Source organism: Paenibacillus marchantiophytorum (assembly GCF_014640555.1).
Lineage (GTDB): Bacteria > Bacillota > Bacilli > Paenibacillales > NBRC-103111 > Paenibacillus_E > Paenibacillus_E marchantiophytorum.
In genome coordinates this window covers 91,751-107,879 of record NZ_BMHE01000002.1, presented here as the reverse complement: position 1 = coordinate 107,879, position 16,129 = coordinate 91,751, and the positions used below count along the sequence as shown (strand labels likewise).

Annotated in this window: 12 protein-coding genes; 1 reads left to right on the top strand and 11 read right to left on the bottom strand. The window is 48.4% G+C overall.

What is annotated here, in order from left to right; translation table 11 throughout:
• Positions 1-311: 311 nt before the first annotated feature.
• The 4 genes from IEY34_RS02840 to IEY34_RS02825 all read right to left on the bottom strand — a co-directional run bounded on the left by IEY34_RS02840 (position 312) and on the right by IEY34_RS02825 (position 4,749).
• Entirely contained in the window at positions 312-1,259 is a 948-nt protein-coding gene (locus IEY34_RS02840) for a helix-turn-helix domain-containing protein (RefSeq protein WP_189007283.1), read from the bottom strand.
• A 29-nt stretch (positions 1,260-1,288) separates the two neighbouring features.
• The gene (locus tag IEY34_RS02835; RefSeq protein WP_189007278.1) at positions 1,289-2,308 is read right to left on the bottom strand and encodes a Gfo/Idh/MocA family protein; all 1,020 of its coding nucleotides are present in this window, start codon (positions 2,306-2,308) and stop codon (positions 1,289-1,291) included.
• Positions 2,309-2,413: 105 nt separating this feature from the next.
• A complete protein-coding gene (locus tag IEY34_RS02830; RefSeq protein ID WP_189007275.1) occupies positions 2,414-3,271 on the bottom strand; it encodes a M15 family metallopeptidase in 858 nt (285 codons plus the stop codon).
• A 182-nt stretch (positions 3,272-3,453) separates the two neighbouring features.
• Complete coding sequence (locus IEY34_RS02825) at positions 3,454-4,749, bottom strand: homocysteine synthase (protein ID WP_189007272.1); 1,296 nt, start codon at positions 4,747-4,749, stop codon at positions 3,454-3,456.
• A gap of 165 nt (positions 4,750-4,914) precedes the next feature.
• On the opposite strand from IEY34_RS02825, the gene namA reads away from it, so the two are divergent.
• Entirely contained in the window at positions 4,915-5,919 is a 1,005-nt protein-coding gene (gene namA / locus IEY34_RS02820) for an NADPH dehydrogenase NamA (protein ID WP_189007268.1), read from the top strand.
• A 66-nt stretch (positions 5,920-5,985) separates the two neighbouring features.
• Here the strand turns inward: namA and IEY34_RS02815 are convergent, their stop codons facing one another.
• The 7 genes from IEY34_RS02815 to IEY34_RS02785 all read right to left on the bottom strand — a co-directional run bounded on the left by IEY34_RS02815 (position 5,986) and on the right by IEY34_RS02785 (position 16,117).
• Positions 5,986-6,873: an ABC transporter ATP-binding protein gene (locus IEY34_RS02815; RefSeq protein WP_189007265.1), complete on the bottom strand. Its 888-nt coding sequence runs from the start codon at positions 6,871-6,873 to the stop codon at positions 5,986-5,988.
• 2 nt (positions 6,874-6,875) lie between these two features.
• Entirely contained in the window at positions 6,876-9,788 is a 2,913-nt protein-coding gene (locus IEY34_RS02810; protein ID WP_189007262.1) for an ABC transporter permease, read from the bottom strand.
• A gap of 20 nt (positions 9,789-9,808) precedes the next feature.
• Positions 9,809-10,843, bottom strand: coding sequence for an efflux RND transporter periplasmic adaptor subunit (locus IEY34_RS02805; RefSeq protein WP_189007949.1), 1,035 nt, complete (start codon positions 10,841-10,843; stop codon positions 9,809-9,811).
• A complete protein-coding gene (locus IEY34_RS02800) occupies positions 10,833-11,519 on the bottom strand; it encodes an ABC transporter ATP-binding protein (RefSeq protein WP_229757455.1) in 687 nt (228 codons plus the stop codon). Before IEY34_RS02800 ends, IEY34_RS02805 begins: the two co-directional genes overlap by 11 nt.
• A 118-nt stretch (positions 11,520-11,637) precedes the next feature.
• Positions 11,638-13,188 carry a response regulator gene (locus tag IEY34_RS02795; RefSeq protein WP_189007257.1) on the bottom strand — a complete coding sequence of 517 codons (1,551 nt, stop codon included), beginning with the start codon at positions 13,186-13,188 and terminating at the stop codon, positions 11,638-11,640.
• A 7-nt stretch (positions 13,189-13,195) separates the two neighbouring features.
• Positions 13,196-14,950: a sensor histidine kinase gene (locus IEY34_RS02790; protein ID WP_189007255.1), complete on the bottom strand. Its 1,755-nt coding sequence runs from the start codon at positions 14,948-14,950 to the stop codon at positions 13,196-13,198.
• Positions 14,951-15,394: 444 nt separating this feature from the next.
• On the bottom strand, positions 15,395-16,117 hold the full coding sequence (locus tag IEY34_RS02785; protein ID WP_189007946.1) for an amino acid ABC transporter ATP-binding protein: 723 nt from the start codon (positions 16,115-16,117) through the stop codon (positions 15,395-15,397).
• Positions 16,118-16,129 lie beyond the last annotated feature (12 nt).

Sequence of the window (16,129 nt, the reverse complement as noted above, 5' to 3'; positions counted from 1 at the left end):
AACCTTAGCAAGCCTCCTTACGAATTCAACACCCTTTATTTGGCCAAAATCGCTCATTCTGAAAATCTAATGAATCCCAGAAGCTCTATTACAACCAAATGATCACCATTCAGCCAATAAAGTGCCGGATAACGCCAACTCCGTTCATTAAATCTCCAAAGTAGCCATTTTCTCGTCTATAAGCATCATACAGTTCATTAGATGCACTTGGAGACCGAAAACCTCCAAAGCAAAGAAGTCTGCGGTGGACGCCCATAAAATTGTCAAAAAAGGCAGCCCCCTCGTAAAATCCTACGGGGAACTGCCTTCTCTTATCTCTGGTGCAATCCTTGATCCCGATAACGGTTCGGGGTTACGCCATGCGCTTTTTTGAACACGTAGTGCAGATAATTGCTGGAGGCGAAGCCATTGCTCTCGGCTATCTTTTCAAGCGTTAGCGACGTTTGGAGCAGCTCATTGCAGACATGTTTCAAACGTACTTGTTCTAAGTACTCGCTGAACGAGAGGTTTGCCTGCTCCTTGAAGATCCGCTGAAGCTGCCTTGAGCTGATTTGCACCCGGTCGGCAACGCCTTCCAACGTTAACGGTCGGTGATAGTTATCCTCTATAAACTGAACAGCCAGTTGATAACGATAGCTTTTCATATCACGGGCAGGCAGATTCAATCCGTGCGGATCCGCTTTATAAGCACCTACTGTCCTTAGCAGCATTTGTACAATGGATTGCTTAATTATGGTGTATTGTCCTAGCTGATTACTGCGCAAGGCTTCATAGGCAACCAGAAAGCATTTCATCGCTTCCTGACGGTCAAGCGCGGGAATATGGGGCAGCTCGCTGAGCTGCTTGATACAGGCATCGGCTTCAGCAATTTCCCAAGCTTCTCCCCAGACATCTGAACGCGATCCCTGATCATTATCATCCGTCAACTTAACAATATCCACATGCAGGCAGAGTTCGCCCATCTCCTCGCCCTTATCGGCTTCTTGACGATGAATGACGCCAGGGCCTGTCACGTACAGCATGCCCTCCTGCAAGGCATGTGTAACGTCATCCAGAATCACGCTGCCTTTGCCGTAAGGGATATAGTGAATTTCGTATTCGGAATGCTGGTGGAAATCGATAATTGTACCCGCAGAAAAGGATGTCAAGTGGCAGCGCAAAACTCGAAGACCATAGGAGCCCCACCGAAAGCTTAAATCCAAACGATCCAAAGCCATCGGATTTTCGAGCATGGGTTCAAAATAAAAGGGCTGACTCATCCGTGACCATCCTTCCTGTTGGGCAGTTGCTACTGGGTTAAGGAATCAAGGCGAACCTGCTGTTTGGTTGCAACAGATTGGTTCGCAGCCTCCATTAATTTCGTTAAATCAGCAGCAAGCTGAATATTGGTTGTAGCTTTGGTCCCCTTTTGAATATGGTCTACCCATTGGTCAAAAGCCGAGACTTGGGCCTGCGGCCAGTTCTCATATGCCGTCCATTGCTGGCTTGCTTCTTCGAGCTTATTGGTACGCAGCCAAATTTTCCCGTCATGTTCGGAGTACAGCAGGCTGCCGTCGGTTCCGTGAACTTCAATTACAAATGGTGAAAAAGCGTTAACAAATCCTGCTTCTACTATCCCCAAAGCACCGCTTGCATATTGCAGTGTTGCAACCGCGTTATCTTCCACTTCTCGGCCTGTTACATACCCATAAGAAGCGCTTACAGCTTCAGGCAAACCAAGCAGCAATCGTGTCAAATACATCGGATGACAACCAAGATCAATCAGCGCTCCGCCGCCGCATTGCTCGGCATTGTAGAAATGCTCAGGCAGCCAGCCTTGCGGATTCGCATTCGTCGAAATCCCGCCATTGTGCGACAAGCGTGTACGAACTAATGTAAGTGTACCGAGCAATTCTTTCTCCACAACTTCTTGAATAGCAAGTGTAGTTGCAGCGTTCAAACGAGGCAGCGAAACCGTTAAGGTGACACCCGCTTCATCCACAGCAGCCAAAATTTCATTGACCTCCTGGACGGTAGGCGCAATCACTTTCTCTGTGAATATATGTTTACCCGCCTTCGCAGCAGCAACGATAACCTCGCGATGCAGATTTGTAGGCGTATCCACGACAACACCATCGATCTCTGGATTGGCCAGTAATTCAGCTAAATCCGCATAGAAAGCAACGCCGCGTTTCTCAGCTTCTTGCTGTCCTCTAGCCGGCAACTCATCCCAAATAGCGACGATTTCCGTATCGGCATGCTCGGTAACTTGTTTAGCATAATCCCCTGCGTGTACGTGCCAAAAACTTAACATTGCTACTTTTATCATGTTACCCTCCAAATAAGTGACTTGGGAATATTGTAACATGACAAAGCAGCTTGATAAATTTCGAATTAACGACAAATCAGGGTGCAAAATAGCGACATACAGACTCTATTTCGAAACAGGCACTGCATTATAGTATTCTTCCATCGTCACCTTCTTGGCCTCAATGTCCTTAGAAACATCTACGCCCACATAGCGAATGTGCCAGGGCTCATATTGATAGCCTGTAATGGCTGACTTGCCCTTGGGATAACGGATAATAAATCCATACTCCGCCGCGTGCTTCTCCAGCCAGTTCGCTTCCTTGGTTCCGCCAAAGCAATCTTCAGCCGCACATTTGCCATCGCTGCCTGTGACATCAATAGCCAGTCCCGTTTCATGCTCGCTTGTTCCTGGAACCGCGCTGTAAGTTTTGGCTTTCTCTTCGCCATCTTTCAGGACATAACGCTGAAAGACCGACTTCTGCGTTGCATAAGACCGATAAGCAGACACACCAGCCAAATGGATGCCATCTTTCTCGGCACCTGCCACAAGCTTCTCAATCGCTTTAGCTGCGGTACTGCGCATTTTCCGCTTTTCTATTTTCTCTGCGAAAATAAAAGGAATATCCGGGTAGACCAAATCCGTCGGCTCATAGCTGGAGGGCAGCGAGTTCATCTTATTGACCAGCACCGTTACACTCTCCGGCTTGGCAACGACTTGAATGTCCCCGTTCTTGGAGGGCGCAGGCGAAGCAATTGGCGAAGCGACTGCACCAGCTGTCGCTTTGGGTGTTGTTTTGGGTGTTGCAGATGCGGCTGTCGTTGCTGATGGACTTGGACTGCTTGCCGTTGATGTAGCGGTTGCCTGTGTGGTTGGACTGGTTGCCGGACTAAGCGTTGGCGTCGATTCCGACTTGCTGCTGCAGCCTGTTACTATGGATAACGCCACAAATAAAGTCAGCGAATAGGTCATTTTAGTGTTCATTTGAAAAAGAGCCTCCTCAACGTTCAACAAATTTCTCATAAAATAGACTTTAACTCAGGGTCAAAAGTTGCATCCAATGCGAAAATCCCTGATTTAAAAAAAGCAAAAAGACTGCGAATTAGGTTTTGCGCCTAAATCGCAGCCTTCATATATTTTATGCGTAATGATGAGTGGTTACAAGTTTACGCTTGGCTTGCCGCAATCGCTTGCCCCAGATCATAAATAATATCTTCAATCGCTTCTGTTCCAACAGACAAACGAATAAGTCCTGGTGAAACTCCGGCAGACGCTTGTTCCTGTTCATTCAACTGGGAATGCGTTGTGCTGGCAGGATGAATAATCAGAGACTTGGAATCCCCGACATTCGCAAGATGGGAGAATAGTTCCACGGAATGAATCAGCTTCTTGCCTGCTTCAACGCCGCCTTTGATCCCGAAGCTAAGAATAGCTCCTTGACCTTTGGGCAAGTACTCCTGAGCAAGCTTATAGGACGGATGACTTTCTAGTCCTGCATAGCTAACCCACTCCACATTCTCATGAGCTTCGAGATACTGAGCAACTTTGAGCGCATTCGAGCTGTGACGCTCCATACGAAGGTGCAATGTTTCCAAACCTTGCAGCAACAAGAATGCGCTTTGCGGAGACAAAGATGCACCCAAATCACGAAGCAATTGTACGCGCGCTTTGATAATGTAAGCAATAGGACCTACTGCGTCTGTATAAACAACGCCATTATAGCTTGGATCCGGCTTCGTCAAACCAGGGAATTTGCCGCTTGCAGCCCAATCAAATTTACCTGCGTCCACGATGACGCCGCCAATTGTCGTGCCATGACCGCCAATGAATTTCGTTGCAGAATGTACAACAATATCCGCGCCATGCTCAATCGGTTTTAGTAAATAAGGACTTGGGAACGTGTTGTCAATGATTAAAGGAATGGCGTTTTCGTGGGCAATCGCTGCAACCGCTTTGATATCAAGAATATCCCCTTTGGGGTTGCCGATGGACTCTGCATAAATTGCTTTCGTTTTATCAGTAATCGCCGCACGGAAATTTTCCGGATTGCTTGGATCCACGAATTTCACCGTAATGCCCAGCTTAGGCAATGTATTGGAGAATAAGTTATAAGTACCGCCGTACAAAGAAGAAGCCGCAACGATCTCATCGCCAACTTCAGCAATGTTCAAGATGGAAAACGTAATCGCAGCTTGACCGGAAGCAACAGCAAGCGCAGCAGGCGCACCTTCGAGTGCAGCGATACGCTTCTCAAATACGTCTGTCGTAGGATTCATAATACGCGTATAAATATTGCCGAATTCTTTGAGGGCAAATAAATTTGCCGCATGGTCCGTGTCATTGAACACATAGGATGTCGTTTGATAAATCGGGACAGCCCTGGAATTAGTTGTTGGATCAACCACTTGACCTGCATGAATCGCGAGTGTTTCCGGTAAGTACTGGCGTTCTGAACCTGACATTGAACATGCCTCCTAGGATAAATAATAAGATAGTGGGTTTAGTTTCTCCATACTTGATAATTCCTACTGGAATAGTATACAATTATTTTAATGGAAAAATCTAGTCCTAGTCAATATATCACATTGACCTCTATTTCTACATCATTTTAGATAGGAAGTGCTCTCATGCTGTTCGATTCTTATACCATTAAGCAGGTTACGTTCAAAAATCGCATTGTCATGTCGCCCATGTGCATGTATGCGTCTGACGATACGGGCGAAGTGAAAGATTGGCATCATATCCATTATGCGACACGGGCGGTCGGCCAAGTGGGGCTTATTATTGTGGAAGCCACCGCTGTCACCGCACAAGGCCGCATCTCTCCACAGGATCTCGGAATTTGGCACGACGACCATATCGAAGGATTGCAGCGAGTTGTTGATTCGGTTCACGGTCAAGGCTCGCATATCGGTATTCAACTTGCCCACGCAGGCCGAAAAGCCGTACTCGAAACACCGATCATCGCACCTTCTGCGATTCCTTTCTCGGAGACTTTCAAAACACCGGATGAAGCTACGCTTCAACAGATTCAAGAAACGATTACAGCTTTCGCGGATGCAGCCCACCGAGCCAAACAAGCAGGCTTTGATGTCATAGAGATCCATGGCGCGCATGGCTATTTGATCAACGAATTCCTGTCACCGCTCATTAACCTTAGAAACGATGAATACGGCGGAGATCGAGACGGGCGTTTCCGCTTCTTGCAAGAAGTGGTTATCGCAGTCAAACAACGCTGGGACGGACCATTATTCGTACGAATCTCAGCACATGAATACGTGGACGGCGGACTTACGCCGGAAGATCATGTATATTTTGCCGGGAAGCTGAAAGAACTCGGAGTCGACCTCATCGATGCCAGCTCCGGCGGTACATTCCCCGTGGTTCCCAAGACGTACCCTGGTTATCAAGTACCCTTCGCCGAAGAAATCCGAACCAAAGCGAATATTCCCACTGGAGCTGTCGGTTTCATCACCGAGCCCGAGCAAGCGGAAGAAATTTTGCAAAGCGGTAGAGCAGACCTCATCTTCCTCGGTCGTGTGCTGCTGCGAGAGCCTTATTGGGTGCGGACGGCCGCTAGTCGATTGCATACTGAGCTCAAGCCTCCTGTCCCTTACACGCGAGGTTGGTAAAGATATAGAGAGAAGACGGTACATTTGCGCTGTGGGCCTCCCACCATGCTGGAAGGGATCGTTGTGTTATCGCAATTTCTCAGGAGGCAGCAGCACAATTCGCCCATCCTCCACAGCAACACGCACTTTGTTCGTGCCGGAAGCCCCGATGGATTCTAGGAAATTGGCCGGAATTTGCAGCCTGCCCGTTTTATCGACCACCGCATATTCCACATGCGATTCCTCTTCGGCGGCGAAGATGCCCATCTCCATTTCGAGCAATTCTTCTTGGTACGTTTTACGCCGCAGCATTTCGGAAGACGTTTTGCCGTCACGGATCGCCACGACCCGGTCCACCTTCTTCGCCAGGAGCGGATCGTGCGTAACGATGACCACCGTCAAACCGAAGCTGCGGTTCAATTCCCGGAAGAGATCCAAAATTTGATTCGCCATCTTCGTATCCACGGAGCCCGTCGGTTCATCAGCAAGCAGCAGCCTTGGCTGATTAGCAAGCGCAATGGCAATAGCGACGCGCTGCTGTTCGCCGCCCGAAAGCTGATTCAGCCTATTATTCCTTCGGTGGCCAAGCCCAACGGCATCCAGCAAATCCATAGCTCGGTGGCGTTTGCGCCTACCCTGCAGCAAAATTGGCAATTCCACATTTTCCAATGCGGTTAAATACGGGATCAGATTTCGTGCATTATTTTGCCAGACGAAGCCAACGGTTTCTCTTTTGTAGACCACCAGATCGGATTCCTTGAATTTCAATAAATCTTTTCCATCCACATGCAGATTGCCTGCTGAAGGCCGATCAAGGCCCCCCAGCATATTGAGAAGCGTCGATTTGCCGCTGCCGCTGTTGCCGATAATCGCCATCAGTTCCCCCTCCTCGATATGGAGGTCAAGCCCTTGCAGAGCAACAACTTCAATGTCCGCAGCCTTGTATATTTTAACTAAATTCTCGCAGTGAATCATCTTTAATCCTCCCCAAGCTTAACAGCTTGATGAATCTTGATTCGGGACAACATCGTCCCAAGCAGCAGCAGCCCTATGCCGATCATCACCAAGACGATGACATATAAATGCCATTGATCATTCGGATCAAAGCTCACTTGGAAAGGCGGCACTTGACTCGACGAGTCAAAGGTCAACTGGAACAAGGGCACATATAAGCGGCTTGCCGTGGTGCCAGTTATCATCCCAATGAAGACCGCAGCGCCTGAGGTCAGAAGCTGTTCCGTCATCAGCATGCCAATGAGTTGGCCGAACGAAATGCCCATTGCCCGAAGGACCCCAAACTGCAAAATGCGTCCTGCCAAGGAAAGCACCCAATACAACAGAAAGCCGATAAAACTGATCCCTATTGCAATTAAAAAGCCGAGCGTCATCACCCCATTGACAGCCAACTGAAATGGATCTTTTTTGGAACGAACGAGCCCTTGTTTGGTATCCACTAGATTCACTATAGGAATATGCTTGAGCGCCAAATCGTCATATAAAGCTAGGCTTGTCGTCTCCGGTTTCAGCTTGATCCACACATCATAGGGCTCTACAGCCATGTTATTTTGAATGTAGGCGAGGTGGCCGATGACCAGCTTAGGAGCGTTCGCTTTGACTTGCTTGCTCGAACTGGAAGCCGTGCTGTTTCCCGCACTCGACCCTGCCGTCATAATGGGATTGGGATTCCAACTCGGCCAGTAATCAATGATGCCATAGACGATACAAGTTGCGCCCTCCATCCCGTCCCAAGCGATTCGCACCACATCCCCCACCTTTGCGCCCATTTCATCAGCAATCGACTTGGAAATGAGCACCGCCTTCGAATTGGTTGCCAGCAGGTTCAAATATTCATTGATATGGTGATCCAGCAGCTGATCGCGCATCCAAGCCGTACGACCAAAATCGTCCGTATCTATGCCCATAATTACCGTTTTGTCCGACACTTTACCCAGCGATAAGAAAGCGTCTTTCTTCGTAAATACCCGCGCTGCAGCTTCAACACCAGCCAATTGGGTAAATGGCAGAAACGGCGGCTCGGTAAATTGAACCCGCTTCTTGACCAGCGGCTGCGTTGATTTCTCCGATGCTTCGAAGCCGCTTGACGACCCAGATTGCGGTGGCGGAGCATCATTCTCCCAGCGGGATTGGAGCACAATATCGGCCCCATTTTTGTAGCGAATTTTCTCTTCCACATTCTTATTCATGGTGCGGGCTGCACTGGCACTGAATAAACCTGTTGCCAGCGTCATGATGATGAACAGCATTATGAATTGATATTGCGTTGTCGATCTGCCCACCTGCAGCAATGTTGAATAGAGATAAGGCGGCCACCATTTTCGACCAATCAGGTAAATCAACTGAATGACCCACGGATAGACGCGCAGCAGGAACAATCCCATAGCAAAAATGAATAAGGCCGGAACAAGGAACAACAGCGGATCTACTTTCATATCCATGGAATCCAGGCCAAGCGCTACCAAATCACTCATTCGACGATGGAAGCTCTGCAATAAATAGAGGGATACGGCCAAAACAATGACATCTAGAAACGTTTTATGCACAAAAGAGAGCTTGTTCTTCCTTGCCAGTGTTTGTTTATGGCCGACAATTGTCGCACGAGTGGCTAATACAGCGGGCACAAGCGTCATGCAGACCGAGGCAATGACAGCAAAAACTGCGTACTGATAGGCTTCTTTATTCAATTTAACTTCCATGGAGGCACGTTGGACAAATTCCAGAAAACCGTTGGAGGCTCCTAAAATTTGGGTTAATTGAAGTCCGAGAAAGGGGCCAACCAGCAGAGCAATACCCCCTAACAGCATCCCTTCCACCACATAGCCAATTAAAATTTGAATACGGCTAGCGCCTCTGCTGCGCAGGACGGCAATCTCCGTTTTCTGTCGATCCGTAATAAGATTAGCCACCATGAATAAGTAGAAAGCCAATAAGATACTCACAGGCACATTCAGCGACCACAGCATAGTCCTCAGTTTTTTCTCTTTCTCCCCATACAATTTCAACGTCGCAATAGCCGGATTCTTGAGTGTGTAGGAGCTGAAATGACTGTTTAGAACGTTTTCTATTCGTTCATTCGTCTGGATATAGGTGTCTAAACCTTCCAATTTCAATTGATGATAATCCAGTACATAGTTCCAGTAGGCAAATAAATTCTTGAACGTATGGGTCGTTATGAAATCTTTCTCAAACAAGGAATATGGGATGAAAAATTTCGTGGGCAAATCATTCAAATGATTCGTCCAATACAAATCCGCATAATCCGAGCGATCAATCACGGCAACTGGCTTGATGCGGATTGTCTGTTTCAAATCTTTATTGACGATCGTAAATTCATTGCCGAGCACAATTTTCAATTGGTTCAAAAGCTCAGGGAATACCCAAGCCTCATAAACACCATTAACGGGCTCAGATGCAGGCGCGACACCATCCACAATGCGGATATGTTTTTCCAAATCAGACATGGCCGTGAGCTCTGCTGCACGCTTTACCTTGGGATCTATTTTACTCGGATCACTTGGTGTTAACTCGAATGTCAATGTGCTTCTTGTCTGTGAGGAAAGCCTAATGGGCAATCCAAATTGCTTGCTCTGCTCAGCCAGAAAAGCATCCATCTCCGTCAATAATCGGTTATCTCCCTCTTCTTTCTCAGGAGGACTTGTTAAATACCCGTAGGCATACAATTGGCTCGGGAACTGGTTGGAATCGGTCTGGAGAACTTCCAGGTCCTTAATCAACATGCGCTGCAAAATAGCGTGCGTATAAATCGGCATGGAACTCGCGAGCGCGACCGAAAAAATGAGTCCAATCAAGAGACTTAGCTCCAGCCAACGGTTCTTGACCATTTTGCGGAGAATCATCAGAAATAAAGCCATGGCAATCCTCCTAGAGAGTGTTAGTTATTCAAAATAACATTCTGACCTTCTTTGAGGCCTGTGCGAATTTCAATCTCTGTCGGCGTCACAAGACCTTTTTCCACATCGATTTCCTTGCGGCTTTCGCCATCTAGCACTTGCACGTAATCCCGTCCCAAATAACTGCGAAGGCCTGTGCGGGGAATAACGATCACATTCTCGCGCTTCTCAAGCACAATGGTCATGTCGCCGGAGTTGCCAAACTTAACCCCTTCCGTTCCTTCAGGAACACTGACGATAAGCGTCTTGGCATTCCTCTCTGCTGCTGCCTTATTGTCTGTAAGCGGCGCACTTGAAGGCGTTTGCAAGACTTTGCCTTGAATCATTTTCTCATCGGAGCCGATTTTGACGTCCACATTCATTCCGACTTCAATCCCTGTAAGTGATCCGCTGTCCGATGATTCATAAGCTAATTGCAGCTTGCTTGGGTCGGAGAGGATCACGAGCGTGCTGAAAGCATCGACCAAACTCCCCTGCTGCGCATCAGTCATATAAGTCACGATACCGGCTGACGAGGCGATTAATTTCGTCTTCTCCAATTGATCTTGAAGCGCATTCAATTGCAGCTGCGCTGCTTCCACATCGATCTTTTTTAGCCGAATATCATAAGCTCTGTCCGGTTCCGTCTGTTGAATCTGCGCGCTCGCAATCTGCGCTTTCTCCAAATTTAATCGTTGCAAAGCAATCCGCGTCTCCAAATCTCCTTTTTCCAGTTCGACCAGAGCATCGCCAGGTTGAATGGCATCGCCAAGTTTAACCCGCATGGCAGCAATCCGATGACCAGACTCTTTGAAAAAATAGTTCGTTGTTTGTCTGGATTTGAAGGTGCCGACTAAGCTGGCTTTTTTGACAATCGTACTTTTCTTCACCTCATAGAGTTCAAAGTTCTCTTTGACCGGCTTAACCAAAGGCGGCTTCAACGCCTCCTCCTCTACTGGCAGCAAGGAACATCCCGCAAGTATACTTACAATACCTGTCAGTAAGACAAGCCCTGAAATCACTTTATTAACCTTCATCGACAATGGTCCCATCCTCCAATGCATACACTTCATCTACGATTTCCATAATCGCAAGGTCATGGGTAGTCATAATAATCGTCATGCCCTCCTGTACCAAATCCTTGAACAATTTAAGCACCTGTAGACCCATCCGGCTGTCCAGCTCCGCTGTGGGCTCATCTGCCAAAATCAGCTTCGGTTTATGCGCAATAGCCCTGGCAATCGCTACCCGCTGCTGCTCTCCCCCTGAGAGCTCGTAGGGGCGATGTTTCATTCGGGGTTTCAAACCAACGAAATCCAACGCTTCCTCAGCAAGCGCCCGATATTGATTGGGATGAACCCCTGATATGCGCAAGCCAAATTCTACATTTTCGTAGGCAGACATATAGGGAACCAAAGCAAAGGATTGAAAAATCAGCCCGATCTGCTTCCGTCTGACTTCATTCCGCTTGGACTCCGATAAACTGCTGATTTCCATCCCTTCCAAATAAACAGCTCCTTCTGAAGGGTGGTCTAAGGCTCCCAATATGTTGAGAAGCGTTGTTTTCCCCGATCCGGATCTCCCCCGCAAAGCGACAAGTCTGCCCCTGGGGATGCTTAAATGAGCTCCTCGCAAGGCATGCACGGCACCCGTTCCTTTGCCAAAAACACGCGTAACCCCAATGGCTTGCACCATCGGCACTTGCTCTTCCATCGCTTTCAAAGTCAGCACCTCGTTCATCAGCCTATTGGTGTAACCATCTAACTGTAACCCTTTTTTTTACAAAAAAATAGACAGTCCATGTTGGATATGGTGTCTATTTGTTAGATAGCTATATAGGTTTTTCGAATTCTTTGGGCGAACAACCGACGATTCGTTTAAACGTTTTGGCAAATGTTTTGGCATCGGGAAAGCCGACCGCATCCGCGACTTCATAGATTTTCATTTCCCCTGTGCGCAGCCTGCGTTTGGCTTCTTCCATACGGATCCGGGTCAACGTTTCACTGAGTGATTCCCCCGTCTCTTTGCTGTATAAATCACTCAAGTAGCTTCGGCTTAGGCGGACGTGATCGGCCATATCTGAAGTGCTGATCGGGGAAGCATAATTATCCATCATATACGTCAATACTTTGCGGATAAACGTGTTATGCGAGCGTAATCTTGGCTCACTTGCCAAAGGCGATCGATTCTCCATCAGACGGCTCATCGCCTGCAGCAGCAGCTCCCTTACTTGTTCGAATCGGCTGCAGGCTTGGAGTGCTTGACTATATACGAATGTTTCTTCATAACGTTCGATCTCAGCGTGGCCGCGCTCGCGCGCGTAACCGGCTGCAAGCGCAAGCAGCTCCTGGATAAAGGAAACCACTTTATCCTTCTCCGGGCGCTGCTCCTTCAATCTGCGGCAGAGTGCTTCCGCTTGATGCACATACCCTTCGCTGTTATCGTGCGCGATACAGCGCAATAGATCGCTGCGGATGTCATACGGCAGCGCAGGGTTGTGCCGGATCGTGGACTCCGGCACAGGTTGCACGATGCGATTCCAGCTCGCGCTGTAGAATCGCTCTTGGAGCTGCCGCGCGTGCTGCGCCGCGGCGGGCTTCACTTGCGCGAGCCGGCGAAGGACGACGCCGGCTCCGATGAACCAGTCCGGCGCCTGCGGCAGCCGGACGATCGCGGCGCGCTCCAGCGCCGCGGCAGCCGCTTGGACGACGCTGTCGGCGTCGTCAGGCACTTCCGCTGCTGCTGGCACGAGCAGCAGCACACTGCCGGCGGCCAGCGGCAGCGCCGCCAGGCAGCCGGTCCAGCGCCAGTCGGCGTCAGCCGCGCTGGACCCGGTATGCAGCAGCAGACTGACCAGGCTGCTGGTTCCGAACAAGGCGGCCTCGAGCGCAGGCTCGCCGCCTTGTCCGGTCTGCACAAACTGGTGCAGCCGAGAAGAAAGCTGCATCAGCTTGCTTGACTCCAGCGCCTGCTGTCTCTCCTGCCTGTCGCTCAGCTCCCGCCGGTGCTGCTCCAGCTCCAGCCGAACACTCGTGAGAATCTCAAGCAGGGATTCAGGCTCCATCGTCGGCTTCAGAATGTAGTCCTTGGCCCCGAGCTTCATCGCCTCTTTGACATACGTAAAATCGTCCATACAGCTCAGTACGACCGTACTAATCGGTTTGGCTCTGTCTTTGATCTTACGAATGAAAGCCAATCCATCCATTCGCGGCATGATCAAGTCTGTAATGACAATATCGATGTCTAATCGCTCGAGAAGCTCACAAGCTTCCAAACCATCCTCAGCATCACCGGCATAAGTGAATCCATTCGCCTCCCAATCCACCAGCGTTCGCAAACCAAGACGAATGATCGGTTCGTCATCGACAACAAGCACATTCATCTTATTCTCACTCCTCGTCTTGATGGATCGGAAGCGACATGCGTATCGTAGTTCCCTCTCCCGGCTTGCTGCCTATATGCATTTTGAACTGCGGCCCATAGTAGAGCTTAATTTTCTCGCGAATATGTGTAATCCCTACGCCGCTCATGCGTTCCCTCAGCATCTTGCCCGTTGAAGCCTCCTCTTGGGAGCTGATAACTCCCCAACCAGAGCCTCCTTCTTCCACTTGCATCCCAATCCCATTATCTTCGACTTGGCAAAATAGGAGGTCACGATCCAACCAAGTCCGAATCGTAATGATGCCTTCCCGCTTCGCCGGTTCAATACCATGAATAATCGCATTCTCCACGAGCGGCTGCAGCAGCATCCTTGGAACCAAACAATTGCGCGTTAACTCATTCACATCCGTAACAACCTGAATTCGGTCGCCATAACGAAATTTCTGTATTTCCATATAATCCTGCATCAGGCTAATTTCTTCACGAAGTGTAATAAACTCACCTTTTTTACCTAAGCTTGCTTGCAGCAAGCGAACCAGTGCGCTGACGACTTCGGAAATCTGCGGCGTTTTATGAATCTTCGCCACCCATTTAATCGTATTCAGCGTATTATAGAGAAAATGCGGGTTCAACTGATAATGCAGAGCTTCTATCTCCGCTTCTTTTTTCAGAGATTCTTCCCGTTTCACCTGTTTAATCAAATCTTCCAAGCGATTCAGCATCTGATTGTAGCTTTGACCCAATTGCGTCCATTCACTTGAGCTTTTGGCTGTCCAGTAGGCTCTCAAATCACCACGTTCAGCCCGGTTCATCAGCCATTTCAGCATTTGCAAAGGCTTCGTTACATAGGTGCTGAAAAGAAGCGAACTGCTGAAACATATCAATATCAGGAACGCAACTACGCCCGTAATCCATGTGTGATAATAGGGCATGAGCTGCGAAGGGATCGGGGCTTCGTAAACAGATTCCCACTTGCTCCCTTCCAGCAAATCAACCTGTTTCAACGAATGAATGGCTAGCTGCTTGGCACTCCAATTGTCCGTCTCGCGCTGTCTCCCCCGAAGAATTTCTTCCCCGGTGTTCCCCACATTGCGGTATATGACTCGCTGTTGTTGATCCAACAAGACATAGGCCTGAACTGGCGTTTGCACCAACAATTCTTGCCACAGCTTGCTCATATTGAACCAAAGCGTTACTTTCCCAAGCTCCTGCACACCAGGTTTATCGAGGACTTGCTCCGTATAAGTCAGCATATATCCGTTAAACTTACTGCTCCCTGTTCCCAGCGGCTCAAAACGTTGATAGGGACCTTGACGTTGGACAACCGTCGCCAGCGCTTCTTTTCCTTCTGAACTTTGAGCACAAAGTGTTCGATTTGTCGCATAGAGCGTTAAACAGACCTGTTCGGCATAATGGTTTTGCTCCAATTGATGAGATAGCAAGCTATTCGCATAGTCGGTCAGCTCAGTGACTTCCTTAGCATTAAGCGCTGAGTTCGCAAGCTTCGCATAGCGGATAACTCCGAAATCAATGGCGCTGCGGTGCGTGCTTTCTGCCGTAAAGCGAAGCTCCTGCGTCATGTCCTTTAGCATTTGATCATGCTTTTGATCCACAGTCTTCTTGAATGCGTTTTCATTAAAGGTAGAAAATTGATGATTCAAGACATAAATCATAAGTAAAAAAGGCACTAGCATCACCATCAGCAAGTACAGAAACACACGAAGTTGGAAACGATTAAACAAATTTGAAAATAACGAGGGCATGAATCACCTATATCCGTAATATGATCATTACCCTCATTATAAAGCTACTATTTGTCAAAAAGATACAAAAAAAAGGAACATACCAAAAGTAGTTAGATCCACTTGGCTGCTCCTTGTGCTGTTATTACCAACTTGGAAGTGCGGCTCGTTTTTCCCGCCAGATAAGAGTCTCCAAAGACTTCTATTCGTGAAAAAGGAGCAATTTTCGTGCATATAAGAGCTCCTGAAGACCCTTATTGCTTCCTGTGGGGGAGTTTTTGTGTATTTCACTTACGTTAAGAGTCTCCAAAGACTCCTATTCGTGGAAAAGGGGCATCTTTCGTGCATATAGGAGCCCCTGAAGACTGTTATTTGTGAGACAGCAAAGGGCTGTCTTCAAGGTCTTGCAACCTAAGAGACAGCCCTTTTTTGCTAAACGATTAGAAGTCGTTATTCAGAAAATCCCTACAACACTTTAGACAAAAATGATTTCGTTCGTTCCTGCTGGGCACTCTCAAAGATTTGAGCCGGTTTGCCCACCTCGACAATCACGCCTTGTTCCATAAACATAACCCGGTCGCCAACCTCGCGGGCGAAGCCCATTTCATGGGTAACCACGACCATGGTCATCCCTTCTTTGGCAAGCTGCTTCATCACGGCGAGCACTTCGCCGACCATTTCTGGATCAAGCGCGGATGTAGGTTCATCGAACAACATAATCTTAGGCTCCATCGCGAGTGCGCGCGCAATCGCTACACGCTGCGCTTGACCACCTGACAGTGAGTCTGGCAGCGCATTCGCTTTATCCGCCAAACCTACTTTGTCCAGCAGTTCCAAAGCTTTCTTACGCGCTTTATCTTCCGGCCATTTTCTCACTTGCATCGGTGCTAATGTGATATTATCGATGACTTTCATATGCGGGAACAAATGAAACCGCTGGAACACCATGCCGAGCTCCATGCGGATCTCATTAATTTTGTTCAGCGGGTCCATAATATCTTTGCCTTCGATCAAAATATGACCGCTATCCGGCTGCTCCAACAGATTCAAACATCGAAGAAACGTTGATTTCCCTGATCCCGAAGGTCCAATTACAACGAGAACCTCTTGGTTCTGTATTTCAGCACTGATATCCTTTAAAACGACATTATCGCCGAAGGATTTCTTCAGATTCTTAACTTCGATCATCGCTGACATTTC